Consider the following 1,335-nt stretch of genomic DNA (forward strand, 5'->3'; position numbering starts at 1 on the left):
CTGCTGCACCGCGGCTTCGCCGTGCGTGACGCTGGCGACGATGTTCAGCGCCGGCCACAGCGCCTGCAGCTCGGCCTTCAGGTTCGCGGCGAGCAGCGGCTCGTCCTCGGCGATCAGCGCGGTGGCGTTCAGTCCGTTGGCGTTCATTCGGTCGGGCTCCAGGGCAATCGGACGGTGGCGAGCGTGCCGCCATCGGCGTCGTCCGCGGCGGCCAGCGTCAGCGAGGCGGCCTCGCCGTACAGCGTGGCCAGGCGCTGGCGCACCTGCTCCAGGCCGAAATGCGTGCCGTCGGCCGGTGCCGCGGAGAGGCCGGCGCCGGTGTTGCGCACGGTCAGCACGAGCGCGTCGCCGTCGCGCCGGGCGCTGACGACCAGCCGGCCGCCCTCGACGTGCGGCTCCAGCCCGTGCTTGATCGCGTTCTCGACCAGCGGCTGCAGCAACAGCGGCGGCATCGGCTGCGCGGCCAGCCCGGGCGGCAGGTCGAACGCGGGCTGCAGCCGGTCGCCCATGCGGACCTTCATCAGCTCGAGGTAGTCGCCGACCCGCGCGAACTCGGCCGACAGCGGATGCAGCGTCGCCCGCGAGGCCGACAGCGTCGCGCGCAGGAAAGCGATCAACTGGTCGAGCATGGTCTGCGCGCGCGGCGGGTCGAGCGCGATCAGCACGCGCAGGTTGGCCAGCGTGTTGAACAGCATGTGCGGCTCGAGCTGCGATTCGAGCAGCTTCAGCTGGGTCTCGGCCACGTCGCGCTGCGCGGCGGCCAGCTGGCGCAGCCGCATCTGGTCCTTGCCGCGGGCGTAGAAGAAGAACGAGATCGCCGCGCTGACCGCGATGCACATCAGCAGGTAGCTCAGCATCGCGCGCGGCGCCATGCGCCACATGTCGAGCAGCGGCCGGTCGTTCAGCGCATCGCCGATCGTGCTGCCGGCCAGGTAGCCGAGGAAGATCGCGCCGCCCTGCAGCGCGAACCGGCGCCAGCCTTCGGGCCAGCCGGTCTGCGGATTGATCTTCACGACCAGCCGCCCGAAATCCATCAGCGCCCAGATGCTCAGGCCGATTGCCTGCGAGTAGATCATCTGCACCTGCCACGGGCCGGACCGGTTCAGTGCCAGCACGAGGCCGATGAAGCTGTTGAAGCCGACGACCACCAGGCCGTGCTTCAGGAAATCGTGCGGCCGGATGGCGGTGTTGTCGGGCGGGGGCGGCATCGGCGGATTGTGCGGCAGGCGATTCGGGTTCAAGCTCAGGCCGGGCTGGCGGCACGGGCCACGCGCCACATCGCCAGGCCGCGGCTCAGGAACAGCCCGCTGAAGGCGCCGTAGACCAGCGCGACGA

The 1,335-nt window shown here is 71.0% G+C and carries 1 protein-coding gene; it reads right to left on the minus strand.

Translation table 11 applies throughout. The annotated features are described in order from the left end of the window. Positions 1-143: 143 nt before the first annotated feature. Positions 144-1,208, minus strand: a complete 1,065-nt coding sequence (locus tag AC1D01_RS34920; protein ID WP_477874135.1) for a sensor histidine kinase — start codon at positions 1,206-1,208, stop codon at positions 144-146. Positions 1,209-1,335: the final 127 nt, after the last annotated feature.

The sequence above is a fragment of the Rhizobacter sp. P3_B12 genome, assembly GCF_056402895.1.

Bases quoted from the DNA above. Each gene is read 5' to 3' on its own strand.
- AC1D01_RS34920 (WP_477874135.1), bottom strand. From the start codon at position 1,208: ATGCCGCCCCCGCCCGACAACACCGCCATCCGGCCGCACGATTTCCTG.